Below are 21,730 nucleotides of genomic sequence, written 5' to 3'. Positions count from 1 at the left end.
CTCGCCCGACGCCAGCAGAGGACCGAGCTTCGCCGCGACCAGGTGCTCGACGCGGCCGAGCAGTGCTTCCGTGCCGAGGGCTTCCACGGCGCGAGCATGGCGCGGATCGCCGCAGCGGCGGAGATGAGCGTCGGACACATCTACCAGTATTTCGAGAACAAGGACGCCGTGATCATCGCCCTGTGCGAGCGGCGCTTTTCGGGCTTCGAGGCGCTGCTGGTAGCGGCCGAGGAAGATGCGCGGACCACCGGATCGCTCATCGACGCCTGGATCGCGCAGTTCGCCTGGTGGATCGATCCGCTGCGCGCGCCGCTGACAACCGAAATCACCTCGGAGGCCGGACGCAATCCTCAAGTCGCGCAGGTCGTCCAGCGGATCGACCGGCATTTTCGCGAGATCATGCGGCGCAGCCTGCTGCCGCTTTCGGGGCCGATCCCGGCGGACGAGATCGACGATCGCCTGGAGGCCATCGTGATGCTGTCGCACGGCATGACGACGCGCATCACCGCCGATCCCGATGCCGATCCGGAGCGTCTGCTTGCGGCCTTCCGGCTCGCGGTGCATCGGCTGCTGGCGGTGGATTGACGGTCGGTCGACTTAGCGTTCGATCAAAATCACCGTCGCCCCTGCGCAGGCAGGGGCCCAACCGAACTCTCGCCCGACCGCACGCTTCTCGTTTGAACGCCAGGCCAGATGGGCACCTGCCTCCGCAGGGGCGACGGCTTTTTGTTTCGATCGCTACTCCACCAACGCCGGACCCTTCACCATCAGCCCCGCCAGATCGCCCGCTTCGCGCCAGGCGCCCAACATCGCCTGGAAGTCGTGCCAGCCATGGCCCCAGGGGCGGAACAGCGCCCACTTGGGCTTCTCCTCTCCCTCGTTGTTGAAATAGGACGGCGTGCATTCGCGGGCGAAGGCCGAGCTATCGGGCTCGATCTCCTCGAAGCGTGCAACATAGGCGTTCTGCGCGTCCTGGCTGGTTTCGACCACTGCGGCGCCGCGCTTGAGCGCCTCGCCGATGATGTGGGCGATGTGCTGGCCCTGGCGGCCGAACTGCTCGGTGACCGAGGCATTGATGCCGCCCTGGATATAGCCGACGAAGAACTGGTTGGGGAAACCGTGGGTCATCGTGCCGTGGAGCGTGACCGGCCCCTCGCGCCAGTGGTCGTAGAGCGAGCGCCCTTCCCGGCCCTCGACCACCGAGATGCCCCAGCGGCGTTCGAGATCAGAGGTCACCTCGAAGCCCGAGGCGAAGATCATGCAATCGACCTCGATCTCGCGGCCCTCGTGGACGAAGCCCTTCGCGGTCATCGCTTCCAGCCCCTGCGTCGCCGAGACGTCAACGAGGTGGACGTTGGGCTGGTTGAACGCCGGGTAATATTCGTTGTTCGACAGCGGCCGCTTGCAGAGGAAGCGGAACCAGGGCTTGAGCGCTTCGGCCGTCTTCTTGTCCTCGACGATCGATTCCACGCGCTGACGCATGCGCTCCATCACCTGGAAGTCCATCGCGTCGCGGCGGGCCATGAATTCCTCGGGAGGCAATTCGGGCCAGCCTTCGGCTTCCAGTTCCGTGGCGAGGTTGCGCGCGATCTCGGTCCAGATGTCGCAGATCAGGTCCTGCTCACCGGGCTGGAAGAACTCCATCGCGGCGCGGTGGAAATTGTCTTGCCGCTCGTGCTGCCACCCGGGCTCGAGCGACTGCGCCCAGACCGGATCGGTCGGCGGATTGGGCCGCTCGTCGACGTTCGAGGGCGTGCGCTGGATGACGTAGAGCTCCTTCGCGTATTTCGCGAGGTAAGGCACCGCCTGGATCGCGGTCGCGCCCGTGCCGAGGATGGCGACGCGCTTGTCGCGCAGCTTTTCGAGCTCGGGCACGGTGTGGCTGCCGCCGGTGTAGCCGTAGTCCCAGCGCGCCGTGTGGAACATCTTGCCCTTGAACCCGTCGATGCCCGGGATCCCCGGCAGCTTGGGCATGTTGAGCACGCCGCAGGCCATGATCACGAAGCGCGGGCGGAACTCGTCGCCGCGGTTGGTGCCGACGCGCCAGCGGCCGATCCGATCGTCCCATTGCAGCGAGGTGATCAGCGTGTGGAACACGCCTTTGTCGGCGAAACCGAAAGTCTCGGCGATGCGCTTGCAATAGCCGTAGATCTCGGCGCCGTCGGCGAACTTCTTCGAGGGCAGGAAACCCGTTTCCTCGAGCAGCGGCAGGTAGCAGTAGGCGTCGTTGTCGCACTGGATGCCCGGGTAGCGGTTCCAGTACCAGACCCCGCCGAAATCGCCGGCGTGGTCGATGTTGCGGAAGTCGGTCACCCCCGCCCGGGTCAGGTGATAGGCCGCGAGCAGCCCGCCAAAGCCGCCGCCGAGGATCAGAACGTCGAGGTCCTCCGAAATCGGATCGCGCGGTGCGACGGGGTTGTGCGGATCTATCGCATAGACCTCGTTCATCTCGCCCGAGACGCCGCCGGAAGCGGGAACGTACTGCTCCTGCCCGCGCGTGTTGAGACGCTTGTCCCGCTCGGCCGCATACTTTTCGCGCAGCGCGGCGATGTCGAGGGTGTCGGCAGCAGGAACGTTGGTCGGTTGACAGGTCATGACTCACTCCCAGTGATTCGCAGAGAGCGATCTATCTTATAATCAACAATGTTGTCTATTATAAATGTATCCAAGCGAGAGCGCATCGGGAAATGCCCGGCACGCGCCTAGCTTCCGTCAGTTAGAGCAGCTTGCGCCCTGGTACCGGCACCTCAGCCTTGAGCACGGTGCCGGTCGCGGACTCGGTGAAATAGATCGTCCGGTTGTCCGGCCCACCATAAGCGAGGTTCGTGGTCATGCGGCCCTTGGGCGACCTGATCCGCAAGGTCGGCTCACCATAAGCGTCGAACACCCAGACCGAGCCCATGCCGACGTGGCAGACCGCGAGGCCGTCATCCTCGTCGATGGTGATGCCGTCGGGGCCGTGTCCGCCCGAAAGCTGGATGAAGATGCCGACCTTGCCGGTGCTGCCGTCGGCGTTGAAGTTGATCTTCCAGATCTGATTGGCGCGCGTGACCGCGAGGTAGAGCGCATTTTCGGCCTTGTTCAGCACGAGGCCGTTGGGGCTCGGGATATTGGCGAGCACGACTTCGAGGCGGCCGGTGTCGGCGCGCAGGCAATAGACCTTGCCGTAGGCATCGGCGAGGCTCGATTGCGCCTGGTCGGTGAAATAGACGTCGCCGTTTTTCGCGATGCACAGGTCGTTGCAGCCGCGGAACGGCTCCAGCAGGCGGCGGGTGATATGCGGCTCGACCGTGCCGTTGGCCGGATCGAACTTCATGATGCCGTTCTTGAGGTCGGCGATCAGCGCGGTGCCGTCGGCCAGGAATTTGAGGCCGTTGGGATAGCCGTCGTATTCGGCGCCCACCGAGACATCGCCGGCGGCGGTGATCTTCAGCACCCGGCCCCAGGGAATATCCGTCACCCAGAGCGTGCCCTGCGCATCGAAGCACGGTCCTTCGAGGAAAGTCGGCGTCGGATTGCCGTGCACCTGCACCGATGCCCAGTCCGATTTGCGGTCGCCGTAGCCGATCGATTCGGGGATGACGGCGAAGACTTCCGCTTCGACACTCGGTGGGATCGGATACATTTTACGCTCTCCTCGAAACAAAAGGGGTGCATCGGGCCGCGCTGCACGCTATGCGACATCCGGGCCGGCCTTGTCGATTCCGGCCCCTATTATGAGTTGACCGACGACGAAAGAGCTTTCACGTAACCCGGACAGTCCGACCAAGATCGGATACGTTTGGGCGAGCGGCGCAGAGGACAGGCCATGGGCAAGTACATTCATCTGGTCAGTTTCCAGATCAATTCCCCGATCAACCATACCGTGCTGTCCTGGGCGGCGCCCGAGGACAACCGGCTGAAGGCGCTGGGCAACCTCGGCCTGTGGATCGACATGGCCAAGACGCTCGAGCGCGGGCTGTTCGACGCGATCTTCTTCGCCGACACGCCGGGCGTGTTCGACCGCTACATGGACCGGATGGACGACGCGATCCGCTACGGCGTCTGCTGGCCGACGATGGACCCCGTGACCTTACTCGGCGCGATTGCCGGCGCGACGACACGCCTCGGGCTCGCCGCCACGGTCTCGACCGGACCGCATCATCCCTATTCGGTGGTCCGCCAGCTTTCGACGCTCGACTACATGAGCGGCGGGCGCGTCGGCTGGAACATCGTCACCGGCCACCTGCGCGGCGAGCACCGCGCCTACGGCCTGACCGAGCTGCCGCACGACGAGCGCTATGACCGCGCCGAAGAGTACATGGAGATCTGCTACGCGCTGTGGAACAGCGTCGGCGAAGGCGCGGTGATCGCCGACAAGGCCAGCGGCATTTTCGCCGATCCGAGCAAGGTCGGCAAAGTCGCGCACGAGGGCAAATACTTCCGCTGCAACACCGTCGCCCCTGCCCTGCCCTCGCCGCAAGGCCGGCCGGTGCTGTTCCAGGCCGGTAGCTCGGGCCGCGGCCAGCAGTTCGCGATGAAGCACGCCGACGTCGTCTTCGCGATCCAGCCCAATGTCGCGGGCATGAAGAAGTTCATGACCGATTTCGCCGCCTCCGCCGCGCAGTACGATCGCAGCCCGGCACCGGGCGTGACTTTCGGCATCCAGCCGATCATCGCCGGCACCGAGGAAGAGGCGAAGAAGAAGCTCAACGACATCGTCGAGCGCATCCCGCTCGAAGCGGCGATCAGCCGGCTTTCGGGCACGATGGGGGTCGATTTCGCCGGCATGGAGCTAGACCAGCCGCTCGCCGAGATGCAGACGCAGGGTTCGCAGGGCCTGATGAAGGCGTTCTCGAACATCGTCGGCGAGAAGCCGCTGACCTTGCGCGACGTCGCCATCCGCTGGGGCCTCGCCGTGGGCATGCCGCAGATCGTCGGCTCGCCCGAGCAGGTCGCCGACCAGATGGAGACGATCTGGCGCGAGACCGGCTGCCACGGCTTCAACGTCACGCCCAACATCATGCCCGTCTCGGTCGACGACTTCGTCAACGAAGTCGTGCCGATCCTGCAGAAGCGCGGCGTCTATCCGACCGAATATCTCGGCACGACGCTGCGCGAGAACGTGGAGCTGGCATGACCGAGACCGTCTACATTCTCGACCCGATCCACCCGGCCGGCGCCGAGAAGATCGCGGCGGTGCATGACGTCATAACACCCGAGCAAGGCACGTCCGATCCGCGGATCGAGGATACGACCTTCATCGTCATCCGCACGACCGAACTGCCGGAGGCGCTGATCGCGCGGATGCCGAAGCTCAAGGCAATCGTGAAGCACGGCGCCGGGGTCGACAACATCCCGATCCCCTTCGCGACGAGCCGCGGCGTGCTGGTCTGCAACACGCCCGGCGGCAACAATTCGACCGCCGTGGCCGAAGGCGCGGTAACGCTGATGCTCGCCGTGCTGCGCCGCGTGCGCGAGATGGACGCCGTGGTGCGCGAAAACCGCTGGGACGAGCGCTGGAAGACGCGGCTCGGCGATCTGACCGAGGCCCGCGTCGGCCTGATCGGCTTCGGCCGGATCGCGCGTTTCACCGCCAAGATCTGTGGGGCCGGCTTCGGCGCCGAGATCGGCGCCTATGACCCGATGCTCCCCACGGCCGAGGTCGAGATCGCCGGTGCAAGGCCAATGGACCTGCCCGAACTACTCGCCTGGGCCGACGTGATCTCGATCCACGTACCGCTGACCGACGGCACGCGGAACCTGATCGGCGCGGCCGAACTGGCGCAGATGAAACCCGGCGCGGTGATCGTGAACACCAGCCGCGGCGGCATCATCGATGAGAGGGCACTGGCCGAAGCACTGAAGGCGGGCACGATCGGCGGCGCGGGCATCGACGTGTTCGAAGCCGAACCGCCGCCGGCCGATCACCCGCTGTTCGCGCTGGGCAATGTCGTGCTCGGCCCGCATGTCGCGGGGGTGACCGAGGCGAGCATGAAGCATATGGCGCTGCACTGTGCCCAAGTCGTCGAAACCATCCTGAGCGGCGAGCGCCCCGCGACGCTGCTCAACCCGGAGGCCTTGTCGTGAAGCCCGTAAAGTCCGTCATCTACCGCAATATCCCCCGGCCCGACCCGGCGCTGCTCGCGCGGGCTGCCGAATTCGGCGTGGCCGATCTCCACGGCGCGCTCGGCCTCGTCGCCGGGCGGATGAGCCTGATGAGCCCGAACATGAACCCGATCGCGCCCGGCCAGAAGCTCTGCGGGCCGGCGATCACCGCCTGGAACTTCCCCGGCGACAACCTGGCGATCCATTGCGCGCTCGACACCGCGCAGGCCGGTGACGTGCTCGTCTTCACCAACGGCGGCGGCCACCAGGGTGCGCTCTGGGGCGACGTCGCCTGCGGCTTCGCGGTCAAGAAGGGGGTCGCCGGCGCGGTCGTCCACGGCTCCTGCCGCGATACCGATGCGATACGCGCGCTCGGCTTTCCCGTCTGGTCGACCCACGTCTCGGTCGAACAGCCCGAGAAGCGCGGCCCCGCCGCGGTCAACGTGCCGATCGTCGCCGACGGCGTGCTGGTCGAGCCGGGTGATATCATCGCCGCCGATGCCGACGGTGTCGTGGTGATCCCGCAGGCGCTGCTGGCGCAGACGATCGCCGGAGCCGAAGCTCGTGCCGCCAACGAGGTCAAGATCCGCGCGCGCATCGCCGCAGGCGAACTGCCGCTCGACATCCTCGGCATCCGCAATACGATCGAGACGCTCGGCATCGAGCAGATCGAAGGCACCTGGCAAGACGACCAGGGCTAGTCGCGATCGATCGGGGGAATGACAGGGTGAAGCCGGCGTACAATATCTGGGACCTGCGCGATCAGGCCAAGCGCAGGATTCCCAAGGCGATCTGGGAATTCATCGAGCGCGGCAGCGAGGACGACATCCTCATCCGCGAGAACAACGAAGCGCTGCGCCGGATCAAGTTCGACCTGCGCACCTTGCGCGACGTCACCACCCGCGACATGTCGATCGAGCTGTTCGGCAAGAAGCGCCCCTCGCCCCTGATCATCGCCCCCACGGGCATCGCCGACCTCGCCTGCTTCCGCGGCGAAAGCGCCATCGCCGGCGCTGCGGCGGCAGCCGGCCTGCCGTTCAGCCTCGCCACCAGTTCGACGACCAGCGTCGATACGATCGCGCGGATCACCTCGGGCGGCACCGGCTTCTGGCAGCAGATGTACCTGTGGGAGCGCCGCGACCTGTCGTGGCAGGTGGTCGATCGCGCCGCCGCGCTCGGCGCCGAGGCGCTGATCGTCACGGTCGACGTGCCGATCTGGCCCAACCGCGAGTTCAACAAGCGCAACGGCATGGCCAATCCAATCAAGGCCAATCCGCTGCTCGCCTGGTCGATCATGCAGCGGCCCGGCTGGATGACCACGGTGCTCGGCCGCTACCTGCTCAACGGCGGGCTGCCGACTTTCGCCAACTACCCCGCGGAAGTGGCCAAGACCGGCCGCGTGACCAATTCGCCTTCGGTGACCTGGGACGACGTCAGGGAACTGAAGCGCCGCTTCCCCGGCAAGCTGCTGCTCAAGGGCATGCTCAACCGCGAGGACGTGATCGCCGCGGCCGATAACGGAGTCGACGGCGTCGTCGTCTCGAACCACGGCGGCCGCACTTTCGACGCGGCGCCGGCCTCGATCGAAGTCCTGGCCGAGATCGTCGATGCGGTGGCGGACAAGATGACGGTGATCTTCGACAGCGGCATTCGCCGCGGCAGCGACGTGCTCAAGGCCATGGCGATCGGCGCCCACGCGGTGATGATCGGCCGCGCGACGCTCTACGGTGCCGGCGCCGGCGGCCAGCCGGGCGCGGCGCGAGCGATCGATATCCTCAAGGAAGAGATCAGCACCTCGATGGCGATGATCGGGGTGCGCTCGCTCGTCGAACTCGACCGCAGCTATCTGCGCGCGGGGACCGTGCCGGGGCTTTAATCCCCGTTCGGATAGACGCCCTTCAGCACCGTTTCGAAATGCTGCTTCACCAGTTCGTTGCATCCACAGGCGCGCGAGCGCAGGCCTTCGGGATTGAGCACCTTGAGCCCACCGCGGCGCGTCTGGATGATGCCATCGCCCTTGAAGCGCTGGACGACGCGGCTGGCGTAGGAACGGCCGATGCCCATCATTGAGGCAAGCTGCTCCTGTGTCATCGCGATCTCGTCCTTGCCCGTGCGGTCGAGCGCGGCGCAGAGCCACTTGGCGGCGCGCTGCTCGATCGTGTGGCTGGCGTTGCAGGCGACCGACTGGAACACCTGCGCCATCATGCAATCGGCATAGCGCGCGAAGAGGTGGCGGATCTGCGGAGACTGTTCCTTGACCTGCTCGAGGTCGACCGAGGAAATGCGGTAGAAGTCGCCCTCGTGCATCACGCAGGACCGCGCATAGCAGGGAACGCTGCCCTGGCTGACGATGCCGCCGAGCGCGCCCTCGCGGCCGACCATCGTCGTCTCCACGACCTCGCCATTTTCCATCATGACGAGGAACACCGCTAGAGCGGAATTGCGAGGGAAATAGGCGTAGCGGACGACCTGTCCGGGCTCGTAGATCGTTTCCCCGGCGGCAAGATGGCACTCGGTCATGAAAGGCTTGAGCAGAGCCCGCTCCTTCTGCCTTAGCGCCCCCAATAGATTGCTTTCCTCAAGCATCCCCGAACCTCTTCTCGCAAAGCCGAAACCGCCGAACTGAGGCCAAACGACGGAACTATAGAAAAGTTCCAGAGAATGGTCACAAGTGGACAGACAAATGAAGGTTATGTGCTAAGCTGAACACAAGACGCGCTGCCGACGGCGGAGCGCGCCATGCCGGCAGGCTCCGTATCGCCGCAATGGGTCGCGACTGCTGGACTTCATTGGAAAAAAGTGGGTGCCGCAATGCGGGCTCGATCTGATCGTGGGACTGCGGAGGCGCTCGTCCCATCGACCGCACGTGTCGGCCCGCCCGGCGAGGGGTGTTCGTCAAACGACGTGCTGACTTCCGCTGCAATTGCGAATAAGACGGTCTCCGGATTGGGTACGGAACAATGACAGCGAATTCGCGGACGGCGCTTGTCGTCGAAGACAACATGATCATTGCCATGGAGGCGGAGGAGATTCTCCGCGACCTCGGCTATGCCGACTGCCACGTCTGCAGTTCGGTACGCAGCGCGCTGCAGATCATCGAGGACAACCCGATTACTTTCGCACTGCTCGACATGGATCTGGGCACCGAGACCAGCGAGGACATCGCGACGTCGCTCCAGGCCAAGGGCACCCCTTTCATCTTCGCCAGCGGCTACGATGAATTTCCCGAAATGACCGAGGAACTGACCGGCGTGCCCGTAGTCAGCAAGCCCTATACCGGCAGCGACATCGCCGCCGCCATCGCCGGGCTGGGGATCTAGCCCAGCGCGGCAACCGCGCGAGGCGTTTCCAGAAAATCGATCAGGCCGCGCTCGACCCGGCTCAACCACGGCGTCTGGCGCGGCAATCTTTCGGGCAGTTCGGCGATCGGCGCCTCGCCCTTCGCTGCGGCGGTGACCGCGGGATGGATGTAGGACTTGCGCACGATAGCCGGCGTATTGCCGAGCCGTTCGGACACCGCCTCGAGCATCGTCTTGAGCGGAATGTTCGGGTTCTCCACCAGCAGGCCGAAAGCCAGCGCCGAGGCGGCCCAAGTGCGGAAATTGCGGGCGGTGAACTCCTCGCCCATCGTCTCGCGCAGGTAGAGGTTCACGTCGGCCGAATCGACCGGCACCACGTCGCCGTCAGGGTCCACATACTGGAACAGGCGCTGGCCGGGCAGGTCCTGCATCTTCCGCACGCAGCGGACCAGCGCGGCATCGCTGCAGTCGATTTCCTGCTGCTTGCCCGACTTGCCGCGGAAGCGCAGCCGCAGCCGCCGGCCCTCGATCTTGGCATGGCGATTGCGCAGCGTCGTCGCCCCGAAGCTCTTGTTCTCGCGCGCGTAGAACTCGTTACCGATGCGGATCGCGCCGGTATCGAGCAGCGCGATGACCGAAGCGATGGCCCGCTCGCGCGTCAGGCTGCGCAAAGCGAGGTCATCGGCCACCCGCGCGCGCAGCCTGGGCAAAGCGCGGCCAAACGGCGCGCAGAGCTCGAACTTGCGGGTCTCGCGCTCCTGCCGGTAGTCGGGGTGATAGCGGTATTGCTTGCGCCCCCGCGCATCGTAGCCGATCGCCAGCAGATGGGCGTCGGGGCGCGGCGCATACCAGGCATCGCGGTAGGCCGGCGGCAGCGCGATCCGGTTGAGGCGCGTCACTTCCTCCGCGTCGGTAATACGGCTGCCGTCCGGCAAGAAATAGGCCCATTTCCCACGCAGCAATCTGCGTGTGATCCCTGGCATGCCGTCGTCGAGAAAATGGAGCCGCATGGCGCACGAAACGCTTGAGACGGCTTTTGGTTTTGGCTCCTCTCGTCGTCCCCGCGAAGGCGGGGATCTGGAGCAGGTAAAGCCCTAGGCTGCGCGCATACCGCCTGAGGTCCCCGCCTTCGCGGGGATGACGGGTTGGGGTGGACATAACCTCGAATAGAACATATCAAGAACTAATGCCACTGATGTCTTTGAAACAAAAGCTCGAAGTCCTGGCCGACGCGGCCAAGTACGACGCCTCCTGCGCCTCCTCCGGCACGGCCAAGCGCGACTCGCGCGGCGGCGGGATCGGCTCGACCGAGGGCATGGGCATCTGCCACGCCTATGCGCCCGACGGCCGCTGCATCTCGCTGCTCAAGATCCTGCTGACCAACGTCTGTCAGTTCGACTGCCACTACTGCATCAATCGCAAGAGCTCGAACGTGCGCCGCGCCCGGTTCACGGTCGACGAAGTGGTCGAGCTGACGCTCGGCTTCTACCGCCGCAATTACATCGAGGGGCTGTTCCTCTCGTCGGGCATCATCCGCTCGTCAGACTACACGATGGAGCAGTTGGTCGAGGTCGCGCGCAAGCTGCGCGAGGAGCACAAGTTTCTCGGCTACATCCATCTCAAGACGATCCCCGATGCCGATCCGACACTGGTCGAGGCGGCGGGGCTCTATGCCGACCGGGTCTCGATCAACATCGAATTGCCGACCGTCGCGGGGCTCGAGCGGCTGGCGCCCGAAAAGTCGGCCACGCGTATCGCCAGGGCCATGGCGGGCATGCAGTCGTCGATCGTCGAGGCGCACGATGCGAGCACGCGATTCAAGTCGGCGCCGCGTTATGCCCCGGCCGGGCAATCGACCCAGATGATCGTCGGCGCGGATGCCGCGACCGACAGCGACATCATCGCCAGCGCCGCCGGACTCTACCGCGACTATGCCATGCGGCGGGTCTATTATTCGGCCTTCTCGCCTATCCCCGACGCCAGCGCCGTGCTCCCCCTGAAACGACCGCCGCTGCTGCGCGAGCATCGGCTCTACCAGTCCGACTGGCTGATGCGGTTCTACGGCTTCCGGGCCGACGAAGTCGGTGCGGCGACGGAGGGAGGCATGCTGCCGCTCGACATCGATCCCAAGCTCGCCTGGGCGCTCAAGTTCCGCGGTTCGTTCCCGGTCGACGTCAACCGCGCCGACAAGGAGCACCTGCTGCGCGTGCCCGGGCTCGGCACCAAGGCCGTCTCGGCGATCCTCTCGGCGCGCCGGCATCGGCGCCTTCGCCTCGACGATGTTGGCCGGCTGACCCAGTCGATCGCCAAGGTTCGACCCTTCATCTCCGCCGCCGACTGGCGCCCCGCGCGGCTGGTCGATCGCGACGACTTGCGCGCGCTCGTCGCACCGCCAGCCGAGCAGCTCGAACTTTTCGCTGCCTGAGCCGTTCACTCGGCAAAGCTCAGGAGAATTCGCATGGCCGAAGCCCGTATCTTCGCAGATCTTAAGCAGGACCACGATCGCCAGCGCAAGCTTTTCGAACAGCTCGGCGAGACGCAGGGGGCCAGCGATGAGCGCAAGTCCCTGTTCGAAACCCTCCGCAAGGAATTGCAGGCGCACGCCGCTGCCGAGGAGGAATCGCTTTACGCGACGATGCTCGGCATGCCCGACCTGCGCGAGGACGCGCGCCATTCGGTCAGCGAGCACAAGGAAGTCGACGACATGCTCGGCAAACTGGTCGAGATGGACATGAGCTCGAGCGGCTGGCTGGTGAAATTCAAGGAAATGCGCCACCGCTACCTCCATCATATCGGCGAAGAGGAGGAAGAGATGTTCCCCACCGCCGCCAAGGGGCTGTCGAAGGAGGCAGAGAAGCGGCTTGCCGCAGTGTTCGAAAAGCGCAAACCGCGCGAACTCGAACGCGCTGCACACGAACAGCCCGGTGACGCGCGCGAGTAATAGTCAGGCGACCACGCGCGAACAGCCGCGCGTGGTCCGGCTTGCCGCGGAGGACGACTTCGACGGCTGGCGCGATGCCGCACGGCGCCTGGCCAGTGCGAAAATATCACCCGATGCGGTGGTCTGGCAGGTCGGCGAAGATAGCGCCGACCTGTTCGGCACGGAGCAGGAACTGCCCTCTGCCCCGAGCGGCGAACTGCGTGTGCCGCGCGCTTTCATCGAACTGGCGCAGGCAGCGGTCCTTCACCGCGATCCCGGTCGCTTCTCACTGCTCTACCGGCTGCTGGTCCATCTCGGCGAGAATTCCGGGCTGATCGAAGACCACGCCGATCCGCTCGTCCGCCGCATCGAAGGCCTGGCCAAGGCGGTACGGCGCGACATGCACAAGATGCGCGCTTTCGTCCGGTTCCGCGAACTCGACGGCACCTTTGTGGCCTGGTTCGAGCCGGAGCATCACGTGGTCCGCGCCAATGCCGGCTTCTTCGTCCGCCGTTTCTCCACGATGCGCTGGTCGATCCTGACTCCGGAGATTTCACTCCACTGGGACGGCGCGGCGTTGCGCGAAGGCCCTGGGGCCGATCGCAGCCAGGCACCTGACGGCGACGTGCTCGAAGAAGTTTGGAAGGCCTACTATGCGTCGATCTTCAACCCCGCCCGTCTCAAGGTATCGGCGATGCTCAAGGAGATGCCGCGCCGTTACTGGAAGAACATGCCGGAGGCCCAGCTCATTGCCCCGCTCATCGCCGGCGCGCAGGCTCGCGAGGCGACCATGACCGCGCAGGTCGTCGCGCCAACCGAGCGGGGGATCACACTCGACGGCCTTCGCAAGGAAGCCGACGCCTGCCGCCGCTGCCCGCTGTGGAAAGACGCGACGCAGTGCGTCTTCGGCGAAGGTCCGCCCGATGCCCGCATAGTGGTGGTCGGCGAGCAGCCCGGCGACGAGGAGGACCGCGCCGGTCATCCCTTCGTCGGCCCCGCCGGCCAGGTGCTGGCTCGCGCTATGGAAGAGGCTGGCCTCGACCGCGGCCGCATCTACCTGACCAATGCGGTCAAGCACTTCAAGTTCGTCCTGCGCGGCAAGCGGCGTATCCACCAGACGCCCAATGCGGGCGAGATCGACGCCTGCCGCTGGTGGCTCGACCAGGAGATCGGGCTGCTCCGACCGGCCGCCACGGTGATGCTCGGCGCCAGCGCGGTCCGCAGCGTAACCGGGCGCACCGGCGCGGTCGGCGCGCTGCGCGGCAAGGGCGTGACCCTGGCGCACGGGATCGGCGTGGTCAGCTACCACCCGTCCTACATCCTGCGCCAGCCCGATCGCGAAGCCGCGCGAGAGGCCGAGGCGGCGCTCGTCGCCGACCTGAAACGCGCCGCCGACGAAGCGAAATAAGCGCTTCGATTCAGCCGGTTTTTCCGGAACGCGCCTGCCTTCTTAGCGTTGATCAATCATCACGCCACGGCGTCCCCAAAAGGCAGGAGCGAACGATGAAGAAGGAAATTCGCGAGGAATTCTGGCACGCTTTCGAAAAGAGCCCGTTCATCATGATCCGGCTCGACGACGCATCCGCTTCCGGTGCCGGTCACGCCGAGCCGATGACCGCTCAGCTCGACAAGGAAGCCTTGCATACGATCTGGTTCTTCGCATCGCGCAGCAACCGCATCGCCACCGGCGGCCGGGCCATGGGCCAGTTTGCCAGCAAGGGGCATGACGTCTTTGCCTGCCTCGCGGGCACGCTGGTCGAAGAAACCGATCCCGCGCGCATCGACAAGCACTGGTCGAAGGAAGTCGAAGCGTGGTTTCCCAACGGTCGCAACGATCCCGATCTCATGATGCTGCGCTTCGAAATCGACGATGCCGAAGTATGGACCGTAGAACCGGGCCTTTTCGGTACTTTCAAAATGCTGACCGGGAGTGCTATCCGCTCTAGTGAAATGGGCAAACATGCGGTCGGCTTGGTCTGACCCTTAGGCGCTGACAGTTCACAGGGGGGAAGCGCGTGTGAGCGAAGGCTGGTCGTCCAGAGGTGCCGAAGCGCGGCGCCGTGCGATCGTCGCCTCCTATGCGGTGGAGCGCGAGGACGTCACCGCGCACCTCGATCGGCTCGCTCGCCTCGCCGCCACTATCTGCAACGCACCGATCGGTCTCGTCAGCCTCATCGAGACCGATCGGCAGCGCTTCATCGGCCGCAGCGGCACCGATCTTGCCGAAACCCCGCGCGAATATGCGTTTTGCGACTACGCCATGCATCTGCAGGACTGCATGATCGTTGCCGATGCGCGCGGCGACGCGCGCTTTCAGGACAACCCGCTGGTCACCGGTGCGCCGGGCATCCGCCTCTACGTCGGCCAGCCGCTGCGCTCGTCGGAAGGCGCGCCGCTGGGCACGCTCTGCATCATCGACACCACGACGCGCCCGCCACCGACCGCGGAGCAGCAGGACGCTCTGAGGACCCTGGCCGATTCCGCCATGGCGCTGCTCGAACGCTGGCGCGCCGATACCCATAACCGGACGCAAGAGGCGCAGTCGCGCAATACGATCCACGAGCTCGAACAGCGGTTTCACGTCCTGTCGGACGTCATCCCGCATATGGTCTGGTCGACCCTGGCCAGCGGGCGCGTCGACTATGTCAATCGCCTGTGGTGCGAATTCACCGGAGGTCCGCCGGAAGAAAGCTACGGCGAGCGCTGGATGCAGTTCCTCCACCCGGACGACGTCGCCGATGTCGACAAGGCCTGGGTCGAGGCCGTCGACAGCAGCGGAGCTTACGAGGCCGAATACCGGCTGCGCGGCGCCGATGGCGAATACCGCTGGATGCTGGCGCGCGGCACGCCGATGCTCGACCAGGGCGGCAAGGTCTATCGCTGGATCGGCACCTGCACCGACATCCACGAGCAGAAGGCGGCGTCCGAACAGAGCGAATTGCTGACCCGCGAGCTCAGCCACCGGATCAAGAACATCTTCGCAGTGATCAGCGGCCTGATCGCGCTCTCGCTACGCCGCCATCCCGAGCTCAAGACGCTGGGCGGCGACTTGCAGCAGCGGGTCCTGGCGCTGGGCCGCGCGCACGATTTCGTCCGCCCCCACAGCGAGCATTCACGGCCCTATCAATCGCACAGCAGCATCGGCGGCATGCTCGACAGCCTGATGAGCGCCTATCAGGCGAACCCCGGAGACCGCATCATCGTTCGCGGTGACGAAGTGCGCATCGACGACCGCTCTGCCACGCCGCTGGCCCTCTTCTTCCACGAACTGGCGACCAACGCCGCCAAATACGGCGCGCTGTCGGTCGGCGAGGGCCATGTCGAGATCGAGATCGACGCGAGTGCTCCCGACTGCATCGCGCTCACCTGGACCGAAATCGGCGGCCCGCCCGTCCTCCCGCCCAGCGAGCCTGGCTTCGGCGCCAGCCTCGTCGAGATGAGCATTACGCGCCAGCTCGGGGGGACGCTCGATTACGACTGGCGCAAGCAGGGCCTCTGCGTCCGCGCACGCATCCCTGCGGAGATGATGGCGCGCTAGCCCCCCGCCCGCTTGCCCTAGCCCGCTTGCCCAGTCTGCCTGAGCCGGTCATCATCGCCGATGAAGACGGGAGGGTTCATGTCGGGAAAAGTCGTTGTCATCACCGGAGCCAGCAGCGGGATCGGCGAGGCTGCCGCCCGATTGCTGGCGAAGGACGGCGCCAGGCTCGTCCTGGGTGCCCGCCGGACGGACCGGCTGACCGGCCTGGCGAACGAGATCGTGGCGGCCGGCGGCGAAGCCCTTGCGGTCATGCTCGATGTCACGGCTCGCGACAGCATGGACGATTTCGTCGGCCGCGCGATCGAACGCTTCGGACGGATCGACGTGTTCGTGCACAATGCCGGGTTGATGATGCTGGGCCCCTGGGCCGAGCTGCGCCGCGACGAGTGGGACCGCATGTTCGACGTCAACGTCCGCGGCGTGCTGAACGGCATCGCTTCGGCGCTTCCGCACATGCTGGATCAGCAATCGGGTCACATGATCCTGATCGGATCGACCGCCGGACATCACGTCGTGCCGCTGGGCGGCGCCTATTCCGCGACGAAGTTCGCGTTGCGCGCCATCGCCGACAGTCTCCGCGCGGAGGGCGGAACGGCGATCCGGGCCACTCTGATCTCGCCGAGCGCGACGCGGACCGAAATCGTGGAGAACGTCGATCATCCGATCATGCGCGAAGCCCTGCTTTCGCGGCGGGATCTCATGCTGTCGGCCGACGACGTCGCGCGCGCGATCGCCTATGCCATTGCCCAGCCAGCCCATGTGGACGTCAGCGAGATCATCGTTCGGCCGACGAGCCTGAAGGACTGAAAGCCGCTACCCCAGCGAAGCGATGAGGTCGGCGATCGGCACCGTGGCAAAGCCGATCGCGCTGTCCGAGATGCCATAGGGCATGAACAGCACCTTCCCGACGCGCATCGCACCGCAGGTGTAGACGACGTTGGGCACATAGCCTTCGCGGTCGCTATCCTTCGGCGACAGGATCGGCTTTTCGCTGCGCGCCAGCACCTTCGACGGGATGTGCCGGTCGAGCAGGATCGCGCCGATCGAATACTTACGCATCGCGCCGACGCCGTGGGTCAGCACCAGCCAGCCCTCGTCGGTCAGGATCGGGCTGCCGCAATTGCCGAGCTGGATGAATTCCCAGGGGAACTTCGGCTCGAGCAGCAGCACGCCGTCGTCGTCCCAGCGGTCGAGCCGGTCGGACGACAGCAGGTAGAGGTTCTTCCCGTCCTGCCGCCCGAGCATGTAGTAGCTGCCGCCGAGCTTGGTCGGGAAAAGAGCCAGTCCCTTGTTGCGCCCCGCCCGGCCCTCGATAGGCCCCAGCGTGAAGTTGCGGAAATCGCGCGTGCAGAGCAGCTCTGAACGGATCTCGCGGCCGTTGTAGGCGGTATAGGTGCCGATCCACTGGAACTCGCCGTCGTCGTCGACGAAGCGCACCAGCCGCAGGTCCTCGAGCCCGTTGCGCTGCGGCTCGGTGATCGGGAAGATCACCGAACCCGAAAGTGTGGACTCGGGATGCCGGCTCACCTGGACCTCGCCGACCTCGTGCGCCTGCGACTGGTCGGTCAGTGACACGGCAGTGGCGACATTGGGCTGCGGCCATATCTCGAAGCTGCCGTCGGGCTCGACGATGCCCTCGCGGAAGGCGATCGAACTGATGTGGCCCTCGCCCACCGCGCGCAGCGACATGACGAAACGGACGGCGCCGCCGGTCAGCCCCGACTGGTCGGGATGTTCGACCACGCTGGGGTTCATCAGCGCCGCGGCGGCATAAGAATATTCGTGGCAGAAATAGGCGCCGATCAGTCGGCGGCGTTCCTGCGACAAGCCGCGCGGCAGGCGCACGGTCTGGGCGACCTCGTCCGCCCTTTCGTCGAAGACACGTTCGGTCTGCCAGTGCCGCTCCGAGAAGTCGGACAGGATCGCGCGGTATTCGGCGTGCACCACCTCGTCCGGCAGCGCGAGGATGTCGGTAACGAGCTTGCCCGCTCGCGAAGAGCTGTGCCCCGAAGCCTGCCAACCGAGGTGGAACGGCCGGATCACCACGCGCGACGGAGCCGCCAGAAGCTTGCGCTCGTGGAATGTCAGCAGGCTGCTTGAGCCCGCGTGGTCGGGTGCGGTGGCTATCGGTTCATCCTCGATGGCTCTGAGCGGCATCTTCCCTCCAGTCGGGGCCGGCGCATCCGAGCAACTGCTCGTAGCCGTAATAAGCAAGCTGGAACGCCAGCAGCGATTCCGCGCCGACGTTCTGGTTGGCGCCGTGCGGGGTCACGCCATCGAGGCATGAACCGAGCTGCAGGTCGGCGAGCGGCACGTTGCGGTCGTTGTCCCCCAGGAACCAACGATAGGCGCGGCGACCATGTTCGAGCCATAGGGAAGAATCCGGATCGCAACGCCGGGCCGAAACGCAGGCGTCGATCGCCGCCCAGGCTTCGAGCGGCTGCTGGTCGAAAGGCAGGATGTCGCCGCCGCGGCCGAAGCTTTCCGAGCCGACCGGGCGGAATACGCCCTTGGCCCCGCACTGGTTGGCCAGGACCCAGCGCAGGCTGTCGAGCCCCGCTTCGATCCAGTCGGTGCGGCCGAGCGCGCGACCGCATTCGATCAGGGCCTGCGACAGCCGCGGATTATCATAGCCGATCACGGTCTCGAACCAGGTCCAATCGGGGCGGCGGATTCCACCCAGCAGCTTGTCGAGCAGGTCGCCGCAGCGTTCGATGATCGCGCGCGCCATGCGGTGTGAGGGATCGCCTTCGAGCAGAGCCGCCGCCCCGAGTGCGGCAAAGGCGACGGAGCGCGGCGAGACGAATTCCAGCGCGATCTCGGCATGGACGTCGAAACCCTGCGCCGCCCAGCCGCGCAGGCCGGGCAGTCGCGAATGCGCAGCGGTATCGCCCAGCGCCCAGATGGCGCGGCCATTGCTGTCCTCCGAACCGATCGTCTCGCACCAGCTGCGATCATAGTTCATGAAATTGCGGAAGCGCCGGACCTCTGGGTTCCAGGCATACTGCAGGAAGGATGCGAAAGTGCTGGCGCGCCGCAACTCCTCGCCCGGACTGCGCCAGGGCACGCGGCTTACGAGCATCAGCGCGCGGACGTTATCGTCGAGACAATAGCCATGGCGGCGGTCCGGTACGACATAGTTGCCGTGCTGGAGCATGCCGGTGCCGTCGCACAGCACGTCGAAAGCGGCGAGCCCCGGGGCGATCCGCTCGATCGTGACGGGCAGCGCGCGCTCCGGTGCCACCGCGGATTCGAGTGCGGCCTTGGCATTGGCGGCCCAATGCCGCCAGATCGTCCGCCGGCCGCGCCGATAGGTGCGCAGTTGCAGGGCTTCGAGCTCGGCCGGATGATCGAGCAGGCGGTTCACCGCCTTGGCGATGGCCGCGGAATCGCCCGGCTCGACGAGCACGCCGCCAGTATCGGCCAGCAGTTCGCGTGCGTGGATATAGGGTGTCGAGACCACGGCACGGCCCAGCGCCACGGCATAGCTCAGCGTGCCGGAAGTCGCCTGCTGAAGGTTGAGATAGGGCGTCAGGTAGATGTCGCAGTCCTGCAGCAGCTCGCCCAGCTCCTCGGGATCGAGGAAACGGTTGATCCACTCGATATGGCCGGCCACGCCGAGCCGCTCGGCAAGCGCCTCCAGGCTCTGACGATAGGCCTCGCCATGCCGGCGCAGTTCGTTGGGATGCGACACACCGGCGATCCGGTAGATGGTATCGGGGTGACGCCGAACGATCGCCGGAAGCGCCTCGATCGCCGTTTCCAGGCCCTTGCCAGGGCCGAGCAGACCGAAGGTCATCAGCCGGCGCGACTTGGGCGAGCCTTCTCCGGCGCCGCTCAGCCGCAGCGGCCAGTCGGGCGCACCGTGCTCGATCACGCTGACCCGATCACGGTCGGCACGATAGCGCTCGACCAGAAGATCGCACCCCGCCTGGCACATGACCATAATATGGCTGGCGCGCGCCACCAGCCTGCGGGTGATCGCATCCTGAAGCGTCGAAGGCTCTGACAGGACCGTGTGAAGCGTGACGATCAGCGGCGCGGCGATGCGCTCAACAAGGCCGAGCACATGCTCGCCGCAATCGCCGCCGAAGATGCCGAATTCGTGCTGCAGCCAGACCGCGTCGACTCCATCCTCGTTCATCCGCCGCGCGGCCAGGGCATAGGCATCGGGCTCGCTGCGCAGGATTTCCGCATAGGCGCGTGCGTCGGCGGCCTCGTCCTCAGCGTCCTGCAGCGCATAGACGTCGAGCCGCGTCTCCGGCTGAAAGCGGCCGAGTTGCTCGAAAATGTCGGTCGTGAATGTCGCGATGCCGCACTTGCGCGGGGCGAAGTTGCCGATCAGCGCCACGCGCATCGGCCGAGTCCAGGCCTGCGGCACTCCCGAGCTTCTCGGCTCGAGCGAAACGACCTCGGCCGCCTCGGCAGTACTTTTCACATTTCCCAGAAGCAGGTTCTCCACGGGCAGCCCTTCTCGCTTTGTGATGCGCGTTCGCCAGCGCACCGCTCGAAGGGTGAACTGCAATCCAAGGTTAAGGTTTCTCGCAGTGCAACAAATTTCCGATGGACCGAAGAACTCGCAAGCTGAAGTCCGGCGATCCGCCTGCTGCGCCGGGCATTCGGTCGCGCAGCAGGAACATTTCGCATGCGAGCGGCATTGAGTCGGCAATCGCTCCAGCCGGTCGAGAAACCGGAGTGGACCTTTCAACGGAGAATAGCAAATGTCTGATAGAAAAGGCGAAGGCAGCTACGACGGAACCGAGCAGTTCCAGAAGGAACAGCACAAGTTCGCCAAGGATGGCCCGGTGAAGGAGAAGGCCCGAGAGGCAGCAGAAGCGCTCGACGGCGAAGAGGCTGAGGAACTCGAGCGGGCGCGCAAGGCCTCGGCCGAAGGCCGCAGCGCCTGAGCACGCGGGGGCAGGCGCGGGACGCAGAAAGGGCTGAAGTTCAGCCCGATACTCCTCCCGAAATCGGCGTCGGCATGGGTCCCATGCTCGCGGCGCTTCTGGCGCTGGTCATGGCAGCGCTCATCGCATTCTCGGTGATCGGGACAGAACAGTACCGGCCGGTAGACACGGCCATCATCACGTCAAAGGGCTCCGGCTAGGCGGCCGGGGCTCTTTCCTTCGCGTCGTTCGTGCCCGATCCGCTCATCTCCTTGCGGTGCGGGGACAGCAGATAACGCCAGACACCCACCGCATTGATGACGAGTAGCACGACGTTCTGCACGCCGATGCCCTCGCTCTCGGGCTGGAGAAACCCCCAGGCGATCAGTGCGAGCGAACTCGTGACGAAGATGACCATGGCATAGCCGGTCCACTTCCGACCGAGATCTAGCGATACCAGCAAGGCGGCAATCGCCGCGGCGACGGCGCCGTAATATTGAAGCGCGGTCAGTGCGGTTTCGTTCATCGCGGCGTTGCCTGCCCCGCCATCGGTGCGCGGTTCATTCGGAGTAATAGAGATCGAGCTCGGGCGGCAGGGTTCCCGCCTCACCCTTCAGCGCGAGCGAAACCGCGGCCAGGATCGCGTGCTGCGAGAACGGTTTCTGCACGACGCCGAGCGCAGTCGATGCCGGCGTGCCGATCTGGCCGGGGTTCGCTGTCACATAGACGATGATCGTACCGAAACGCTCGGCAAGCTGGCGGGCGATGGACGGGCCCGAGGGCCCGTCACGCAGATTGAGGTCGACCAGAGCGACTTGCGGCGTTCGATCGAGCTTTTGGACCGCCGCCTGATCGGGAGCTATGCCGACGACAGTGTGCCCGGCATCGGTAAGAATGTCTTCAAGCTCCAGCGCGACGAGGAATTCATCCTCGACGATAAGGATGTTGGCCCCTGTCATCGGTCCGCAATTCATCGCTGTGTGCAACATGCCCCGGCTCT

The 21,730-nt window shown here is 65.7% G+C and carries 22 protein-coding genes; 14 read left to right on the top strand and 8 right to left on the bottom strand.

The genetic code is table 11. The features are described from left to right. The first annotated feature begins 42 nt into the window (after positions 1-42). On the top strand, positions 43-585 hold the full coding sequence (locus tag KRR38_RS29335; protein ID WP_217406923.1) for a TetR/AcrR family transcriptional regulator: 543 nt from the start codon (positions 43-45) through the stop codon (positions 583-585). A gap of 153 nt (positions 586-738) precedes the next feature. Here KRR38_RS29335 and KRR38_RS29330 read toward each other — a convergent pair whose 3' ends face one another. Further along, positions 739-2,595, bottom strand: coding sequence for an NAD(P)/FAD-dependent oxidoreductase (locus tag KRR38_RS29330; protein ID WP_217406922.1), 1,857 nt, complete (start codon positions 2,593-2,595; stop codon positions 739-741). 121 nt (positions 2,596-2,716) lie between these two features. After that, on the bottom strand, positions 2,717-3,625 hold the full coding sequence (locus tag KRR38_RS29325) for an SMP-30/gluconolactonase/LRE family protein (protein WP_217406921.1): 909 nt from the start codon (positions 3,623-3,625) through the stop codon (positions 2,717-2,719). Positions 3,626-3,808: 183 nt separating this feature from the next. On the opposite strand from KRR38_RS29325, the gene KRR38_RS29320 reads away from it, so the two are divergent. Genes KRR38_RS29320 through KRR38_RS29305 form a run of 4 tightly spaced genes read left to right on the top strand, consistent with a single transcriptional unit; the run spans position 3,809 to position 7,963 of the window. Next, the gene (locus KRR38_RS29320; RefSeq protein WP_217406920.1) at positions 3,809-5,119 is read left to right on the top strand and encodes an NtaA/DmoA family FMN-dependent monooxygenase; all 1,311 of its coding nucleotides are present in this window, start codon (positions 3,809-3,811) and stop codon (positions 5,117-5,119) included. Further along, a complete protein-coding gene (locus KRR38_RS29315; RefSeq protein ID WP_217406919.1) occupies positions 5,116-6,069 on the top strand; it encodes a hydroxyacid dehydrogenase in 954 nt (317 codons plus the stop codon). The genes KRR38_RS29320 and KRR38_RS29315 overlap by 4 nt, the downstream gene beginning before the upstream one ends. Next, positions 6,066-6,788 carry a 4-carboxy-4-hydroxy-2-oxoadipate aldolase/oxaloacetate decarboxylase gene (locus KRR38_RS29310; RefSeq protein ID WP_309141170.1) on the top strand — a complete coding sequence of 241 codons (723 nt, stop codon included), beginning with the start codon at positions 6,066-6,068 and terminating at the stop codon, positions 6,786-6,788. The genes KRR38_RS29315 and KRR38_RS29310 overlap by 4 nt, the downstream gene beginning before the upstream one ends. Before the next feature lie 26 nt (positions 6,789-6,814). After that, a complete protein-coding gene (locus KRR38_RS29305) occupies positions 6,815-7,963 on the top strand; it encodes an alpha-hydroxy acid oxidase (protein ID WP_217406918.1) in 1,149 nt (382 codons plus the stop codon). On the opposite strand, the gene KRR38_RS29300 is transcribed toward KRR38_RS29305, so the two are convergent. Further along, on the bottom strand, positions 7,960-8,673 hold the full coding sequence (locus KRR38_RS29300) for a Crp/Fnr family transcriptional regulator (protein ID WP_217406917.1): 714 nt from the start codon (positions 8,671-8,673) through the stop codon (positions 7,960-7,962). The two genes, KRR38_RS29305 and KRR38_RS29300, sit on opposite strands and share 4 nt — an antisense overlap. A gap of 374 nt (positions 8,674-9,047) precedes the next feature. Here KRR38_RS29300 and KRR38_RS29295 point away from each other — a divergent pair, with 374 nt between their 5' ends. After that, positions 9,048-9,407, top strand: a complete 360-nt coding sequence (locus KRR38_RS29295; protein WP_217406916.1) for a response regulator — start codon at positions 9,048-9,050, stop codon at positions 9,405-9,407. Here KRR38_RS29295 and KRR38_RS29290 read toward each other — a convergent pair. Continuing rightward, positions 9,404-10,396 (bottom strand): DNA topoisomerase IB, encoded by a 993-nt coding sequence (locus tag KRR38_RS29290; protein WP_217406915.1) that lies wholly within the window; start codon positions 10,394-10,396, stop codon positions 9,404-9,406. The two genes, KRR38_RS29295 and KRR38_RS29290, sit on opposite strands and share 4 nt — an antisense overlap. 185 nt (positions 10,397-10,581) lie before the next feature. On the opposite strand from KRR38_RS29290, the gene KRR38_RS29285 reads away from it, so the two are divergent. From KRR38_RS29285 to KRR38_RS29260, 6 genes are all read left to right on the top strand, one after another. Next, the gene (locus tag KRR38_RS29285) at positions 10,582-11,811 is read left to right on the top strand and encodes a putative DNA modification/repair radical SAM protein (protein ID WP_375293444.1); all 1,230 of its coding nucleotides are present in this window, start codon (positions 10,582-10,584) and stop codon (positions 11,809-11,811) included. A 33-nt stretch (positions 11,812-11,844) separates the two neighbouring features. Further along, the gene (locus KRR38_RS29280; protein WP_217406913.1) at positions 11,845-12,327 is read left to right on the top strand and encodes a hemerythrin domain-containing protein; all 483 of its coding nucleotides are present in this window, start codon (positions 11,845-11,847) and stop codon (positions 12,325-12,327) included. Continuing rightward, positions 12,311-13,714: a UdgX family uracil-DNA binding protein gene (locus KRR38_RS29275; RefSeq protein ID WP_217406912.1), complete on the top strand. Its 1,404-nt coding sequence runs from the start codon at positions 12,311-12,313 to the stop codon at positions 13,712-13,714. Before KRR38_RS29280 ends, KRR38_RS29275 begins: the two co-directional genes overlap by 17 nt. Before the next feature lie 95 nt (positions 13,715-13,809). Beyond that, entirely contained in the window at positions 13,810-14,286 is a 477-nt protein-coding gene (locus tag KRR38_RS29270; protein ID WP_217406911.1) for a pyridoxamine 5'-phosphate oxidase family protein, read from the top strand. 37 nt (positions 14,287-14,323) lie between these two features. Next, complete coding sequence (locus tag KRR38_RS29265) at positions 14,324-15,844, top strand: sensor histidine kinase (protein ID WP_217406910.1); 1,521 nt, start codon at positions 14,324-14,326, stop codon at positions 15,842-15,844. A 78-nt stretch (positions 15,845-15,922) separates the two neighbouring features. Beyond that, positions 15,923-16,651 carry an SDR family oxidoreductase gene (locus KRR38_RS29260; RefSeq protein ID WP_217406909.1) on the top strand — a complete coding sequence of 243 codons (729 nt, stop codon included), beginning with the start codon at positions 15,923-15,925 and terminating at the stop codon, positions 16,649-16,651. A gap of 6 nt (positions 16,652-16,657) precedes the next feature. On the opposite strand, the gene KRR38_RS29255 is transcribed toward KRR38_RS29260, so the two are convergent. After that, positions 16,658-18,001, bottom strand: coding sequence for a glycoside hydrolase family 130 protein (locus tag KRR38_RS29255; RefSeq protein ID WP_217406908.1), 1,344 nt, complete (start codon positions 17,999-18,001; stop codon positions 16,658-16,660). Next, complete coding sequence (locus KRR38_RS29250) at positions 17,976-20,282, bottom strand: glycosyltransferase family 4 protein (protein WP_217406907.1); 2,307 nt, start codon at positions 20,280-20,282, stop codon at positions 17,976-17,978. The genes KRR38_RS29255 and KRR38_RS29250 overlap by 26 nt, the downstream gene beginning before the upstream one ends. Positions 20,283-20,565: 283 nt before the next feature. On the opposite strand from KRR38_RS29250, the gene KRR38_RS29245 reads away from it, so the two are divergent. Further along, positions 20,566-20,751, top strand: a complete 186-nt coding sequence (locus KRR38_RS29245; protein ID WP_217406906.1) for a hypothetical protein — start codon at positions 20,566-20,568, stop codon at positions 20,749-20,751. A gap of 74 nt (positions 20,752-20,825) precedes the next feature. Next, on the top strand, positions 20,826-20,951 hold the full coding sequence (locus KRR38_RS37145; protein ID WP_256449534.1) for a hypothetical protein: 126 nt from the start codon (positions 20,826-20,828) through the stop codon (positions 20,949-20,951). On the opposite strand, the gene KRR38_RS29240 is transcribed toward KRR38_RS37145, so the two are convergent. Together KRR38_RS29240 and KRR38_RS29235 are read right to left on the bottom strand one after the other, a co-directional pair. After that, a complete protein-coding gene (locus KRR38_RS29240) occupies positions 20,948-21,256 on the bottom strand; it encodes a hypothetical protein (protein WP_217406905.1) in 309 nt (102 codons plus the stop codon). The genes KRR38_RS37145 and KRR38_RS29240 overlap by 4 nt on opposite strands. 34 nt (positions 21,257-21,290) lie before the next feature. After that, positions 21,291-21,689 carry a response regulator gene (locus KRR38_RS29235; protein ID WP_217406904.1) on the bottom strand — a complete coding sequence of 133 codons (399 nt, stop codon included), beginning with the start codon at positions 21,687-21,689 and terminating at the stop codon, positions 21,291-21,293. Positions 21,690-21,730 lie beyond the last annotated feature (41 nt).

Source organism: Novosphingobium sp. G106 (assembly GCF_019075875.1).
In the GTDB taxonomy this organism is placed as follows: domain Bacteria; phylum Pseudomonadota; class Alphaproteobacteria; order Sphingomonadales; family Sphingomonadaceae; genus Novosphingobium.
This window is presented reverse-complemented; position numbering and strand designations above follow the sequence as displayed.

Coding starts and splice junctions, on each gene's coding strand:
- KRR38_RS29330 (WP_217406922.1), bottom strand. CDS start 2,595: ATGACCTGTCAACCGACCAACGTTCCTGCTGCCGACACCCTCGACATC.
- KRR38_RS29325 (WP_217406921.1), bottom strand. CDS start 3,625: ATGTATCCGATCCCACCGAGTGTCGAAGCGGAAGTCTTCGCCGTCATC.
- KRR38_RS29320 (WP_217406920.1), top strand. CDS start 3,809: ATGGGCAAGTACATTCATCTGGTCAGTTTCCAGATCAATTCCCCGATC.
- KRR38_RS29315 (WP_217406919.1), top strand. CDS start 5,116: ATGACCGAGACCGTCTACATTCTCGACCCGATCCACCCGGCCGGCGCC.
- KRR38_RS29300 (WP_217406917.1), bottom strand. CDS start 8,673: ATGCTTGAGGAAAGCAATCTATTGGGGGCGCTAAGGCAGAAGGAGCGG.
- KRR38_RS29295 (WP_217406916.1), top strand. CDS start 9,048: ATGACAGCGAATTCGCGGACGGCGCTTGTCGTCGAAGACAACATGATC.
- KRR38_RS29290 (WP_217406915.1), bottom strand. CDS start 10,396: ATGCGGCTCCATTTTCTCGACGACGGCATGCCAGGGATCACACGCAGA.
- KRR38_RS29285 (WP_375293444.1), top strand. CDS start 10,582: ATGTCTTTGAAACAAAAGCTCGAAGTCCTGGCCGACGCGGCCAAGTAC.
- KRR38_RS29280 (WP_217406913.1), top strand. CDS start 11,845: ATGGCCGAAGCCCGTATCTTCGCAGATCTTAAGCAGGACCACGATCGC.
- KRR38_RS29270 (WP_217406911.1), top strand. CDS start 13,810: ATGAAGAAGGAAATTCGCGAGGAATTCTGGCACGCTTTCGAAAAGAGC.
- KRR38_RS29260 (WP_217406909.1), top strand. CDS start 15,923: ATGTCGGGAAAAGTCGTTGTCATCACCGGAGCCAGCAGCGGGATCGGC.
- KRR38_RS29255 (WP_217406908.1), bottom strand. CDS start 18,001: ATGCCGCTCAGAGCCATCGAGGATGAACCGATAGCCACCGCACCCGAC.
- KRR38_RS29245 (WP_217406906.1), top strand. CDS start 20,566: ATGTCTGATAGAAAAGGCGAAGGCAGCTACGACGGAACCGAGCAGTTC.
- KRR38_RS37145 (WP_256449534.1), top strand. CDS start 20,826: ATGGGTCCCATGCTCGCGGCGCTTCTGGCGCTGGTCATGGCAGCGCTC.
- KRR38_RS29240 (WP_217406905.1), bottom strand. CDS start 21,256: ATGAACGAAACCGCACTGACCGCGCTTCAATATTACGGCGCCGTCGCC.
- KRR38_RS29235 (WP_217406904.1), bottom strand. CDS start 21,689: ATGACAGGGGCCAACATCCTTATCGTCGAGGATGAATTCCTCGTCGCG.